The organism is Leptolyngbya sp. FACHB-36, assembly GCF_014695955.1.
In the GTDB taxonomy this organism is placed as follows: domain Bacteria; phylum Cyanobacteriota; class Cyanobacteriia; order Leptolyngbyales; family Leptolyngbyaceae; genus FACHB-36.
Genome location: NZ_JACJPG010000347.1, coordinates 1 through 3689, shown reverse-complemented (window position 1 = coordinate 3689; position 3689 = coordinate 1). Strand labels below are relative to the sequence as shown.

Genomic DNA, 3689 nt, shown 5'->3' with positions numbered 1-3689 from the left:
ATGCGCGGCACCTATTTCGGCTTGCAGCTCCGCGCCGTTGGGCAAAATCTGCGTGCCTCTTATGTCCTGGGGATTCCTTCGGTGCGCCAACTGCTGAGCGCCTTTATGATCTGCGGCGGGTTTGCGGGCATCGCCGGATCGCTGCAAGTTCTCGCGGTGTTTCATCGCCTGATTCCCAGCGTTTCCAGCAATTTGGGCTTTCTGGCACTGCTGGTTGCGATGCTAGTTGGCTTCAATGCCTGGTTGATTTTGCCCGTGTCGTTTTTCTTCAGCGCGCTCAACATTGGCAGCTTACAGCTGCCTCTAGGACTCAATCTGGAGTCCTCGCTATCGGGTGTGATTCAGGGTACGCTGGTGCTGTTTGTGCTGCTGGGACGCGGGCTAAGTGAGACGATCGCGCCTTCAGATGTGAGAGATTGGCTAACTGCACGGTTCGGTGGACGATCTAAGGCACTGGACAATCCCTAAAGCGGCAGGCTCAAGGTTGGTAGTGATTAGTGCAGTGCCCTTCTGAAGGTGATCTTCTAAGTTTCAACTTCAAAGCTTGCCCAATCGATTGGAAAAAGAAAAAGTGCTGTGTCGATGCAGCAGTCTTCGGACAGGGGAAACGATCGCGAACGACTGCCGCATCAATTAACTGCTAGTGGCTAACCGCTAAAAGCTCCCGATATCGCCCTAGCGCTGTCAGGGGAAAGTGCTGGCGGTAGAGGTGATAATTCAGGTAGAAGTGACAGGGAAAGCCCGTTCCAGTGAATTCTGATTCGTTCCAGGTGCCGTCTGGCTGCTGGGTGCTTAGTAGGTAGTCGATGCCGCGATCGACGGCGCTGGTCGCCAGATTTCCTGTTGCATCGCCTGCTGCCATGAGTCCAATCAGCGCCCACGCAGTTTGCGACGGGGTGCTGATGCCCTTACCCTTTAGCGACGGATCATTGTAGCTGCGACAGGTTTCTCCCCAACCACCATCGGCATTTTGGCAGTTTACTAGCCATACGGCTCCCCGCTCGATCGCGCTTTGGTGGGTCTGCGGTGCTACCAGCGCCAGCGCCGATAGGACGCCGCTGGTGCCGTAGATATAGTTGACGCCCCAGCGCCCAAACCAAGAGCCGTCCGGTTCTTGTTCGTGGATGAGGTAGGCGAGGGCACGATCGAGAGCATGGGATGTAAGGAGTGTTCGCGAAGCGTCTCCGAAAGAGTTGGCGTGGGGGAATTTTGAATTTTGAATTTTGAATTTTGAATGGTTGCTCTGCTCCCCATTTGCGATTCGCCCTGCCATTTCCAATACTCGCGCCGTTACGTCTGCGGTATTGGGATCGATCATGGCTTTCAGATCGCCGTAGGGAATCGCGTTCAGCCAGTCTTGGTCATTGTTGAGGTCAAAAGCTGCCCAACCGCCAGGAGAACACTGCATCGAGGCGATCCAAGCGACAGCACGGGCGATCGCCTGCTGCTTGAGTCCTTCGTTCGGCAGCTTTACAGCGTCTAGTGCCATCACAACGACGGCAGTATCGTCTACATCTGGGTAGAAGCGGTTGTCGAACTCGAACGCCCACGCTCCAGGTTTGCCAGTGCGGTTCTTCACGGCCCAGTCGCCGTAGTCAAGAATTTGCTTTTGCAGTAGCCACTCGCAGCCGTTGACCAGCGCGGGGTGGTCAGGCGCAAGTCCAGACTCTACGAGCGATCGCACCACCAGTGCCGTATCCCACACGGGCGACACACAAGGCTGCACCCAGTAGATGTCCTCGGTTTCTACCGCAAAGTTATCCACCGCTTGCAGACCGCGCACGACGATCGGGTCATCGACCGAGTAGCCCAACGCCCGCAGCGCTAGCAGCGAGTTCAACATGGCGGGAATAATGCCGCCCCAGTCGCCAGTGGCTTCCTGCCGCTCCAGCACCCACTTTTCGGCGGCGCGGATGCCTTCGTCTCGAAACGGGACCAGGTTCCACTCTTCTGCCTGTTTGAACACGCTGTCAAGGGCGATAAACAGATCCGTCCAGTCGTTGTTGCGCGGCAGTTCCTCAGCGCCATCGCGATCGACATACAGATCATCCAGGTTAATGGCTGGATCAACGCAGTAGATAGGCTTGCGATCGAACACAATTAGCAGCGGAACCGTACTGCCCCGCGCCCAACTCGACATTTCATAGATGTTGACCGGAAACTCGTTCGGCAGCAGCATCACCCACGGCGGAATCGAGGGAAGACCGCGCCAGCTATAGCAGCCGATCAGCGCTAGATGCAGTTTGGTGAAGATGCGAGTTTTAACGATGCCACCCCGCGCCAGAATAAACGCTTTTGCCCGCAGCAGTGCCGGATCGCTGGCAGGAACGCCCAGCAAACGCAGCGCCATGTATGCCTCAACGGTGGTGCTGAGTTCGCCGCCGTCGCCGTAGAACAACTCCCAGCCGCCGTGATCGCGCTGTTCGCGTCGCAGGTAGGCTTCAACTTTGTGCAGCGGACGATCGAAATCTGTGCCCCAAATTTTGTGGAGCAGCACGACTTCAGCGGTAATCGTGACATTCGACTCTAGATGCGCCCACCAGTAGCCAGCGGAGTGTTGCAGCGATAACAAGTAGGTCTGGCTGCGGACGATCGCCTCATCGAGCAAGGTCCGTGTTGTGCGGTCTTGCGTTTGCATCCCTCTTTCCCTCACACCCAACAGGGACTATCTTACAGCGCACTACCACTGCCGCCGCAATCGCCGAGCGATCGGGTCTGCGATTGGCGCTTCGGTTAAATGCGGCTGGGTGAGGTGGTGCTGGGGCAACCGCTCGTCGGGACGCTCCTCAGGATGCAGCGTGTCCCACAGGTGATATGCCGCATCGCCTTGGACGGCGATCGGTTTATCGTCCTCCGCCAAGAATACCGTCCCCGTCAGGGTATCCTGCTCTGGATTCAGTTTCCACTTGACTTTAATAATGTACTGCGTGTTGATGGTCAGGTTTTCTTGCAGACGAATAAATGCCATAGCCCCGATGCTAGGAATGAGTGCTTACCAACTATAGCGGATGCGCCGATCGTTTTCTGAGCCGCGTGCATGGGAGAATGCTTGGCAACGTCTGTTGAACGTTTCGCTGCGTCATGAGCACTTTTGGCATCGCACTTGCCGGATTATCGCTGATCATTTGGCTGTACTTATTGGTCTTTCGAGGACAGTTCTGGCGCACGGACCCGCAACTCGAAGCGTCCGACTCGCCACTGCCAACATCTTTCTTCCCTTCCGTCTGCGCTGTGATTCCCGCCCGCAATGAAGCGGAATTGCTGCCGATTACACTGCGATCGCTTTTGATGCAGGACTACGACGGTCCACTCTCAATCATTCTGGTGGATGATCACAGCACCGATGGCACAGCGGCGATCGCGAAAGACACGGCGGAGGCGATCGGCAAAACTTCGCAGTTGCAGGTAATGTCTGCTGCACCGCTGCCGTCGGGCTGGTCCGGCAAGCTCTGGGCAATGGATCAGGGCATTCAAGCGGCTAGCACCGCGTCACCCGACTACTTTTTGCTGACGGATGCCGACATCGAACACAGTGCAGCAAACGTGCGCCGATTAGTCACGCAAGCGGTGCAGCAGGATTTGGATTTGACCTCGGTGATGGTGCGCTTGCGCTGCGAGAGCTTTTGGGAGCACTTGCTGATTCCCGCGTTCGTGTTTTTCTTCCAAAAGCTGTATCCGTTCCGCTGGGT

The 3689-nt window shown here is 56.5% G+C and carries 4 protein-coding genes; 2 read left to right on the top strand and 2 right to left on the bottom strand.

The window, feature by feature from the left end; all coding sequences use genetic code 11:
- On the top strand, positions 1–468 hold a 468-nt coding region (locus H6F43_RS09900), incomplete at its 5' end, for an ABC transporter permease (RefSeq protein WP_190342618.1).
- Between the two features lie 172 nt (positions 469–640).
- Here H6F43_RS09900 and shc read toward each other — a convergent pair.
- Complete coding sequence (gene shc / locus H6F43_RS09895) at positions 641–2638, bottom strand: squalene--hopene cyclase (RefSeq protein WP_190342617.1); 1998 nt, start codon at positions 2636–2638, stop codon at positions 641–643.
- A 42-nt stretch (positions 2639–2680) separates the two neighbouring features.
- Positions 2681–2968 carry a hypothetical protein gene (locus tag H6F43_RS09890; protein WP_190342616.1) on the bottom strand — a complete coding sequence of 96 codons (288 nt, stop codon included), beginning with the start codon at positions 2966–2968 and terminating at the stop codon, positions 2681–2683.
- Between the two features lie 113 nt (positions 2969–3081).
- Between H6F43_RS09890 and H6F43_RS09885 the strand changes: the two genes are divergently transcribed.
- Positions 3082–3689, top strand: a 608-nt coding sequence (locus H6F43_RS09885) for a glycosyltransferase (protein WP_190342615.1), incomplete at its 3' end; no start/stop codon positions are given.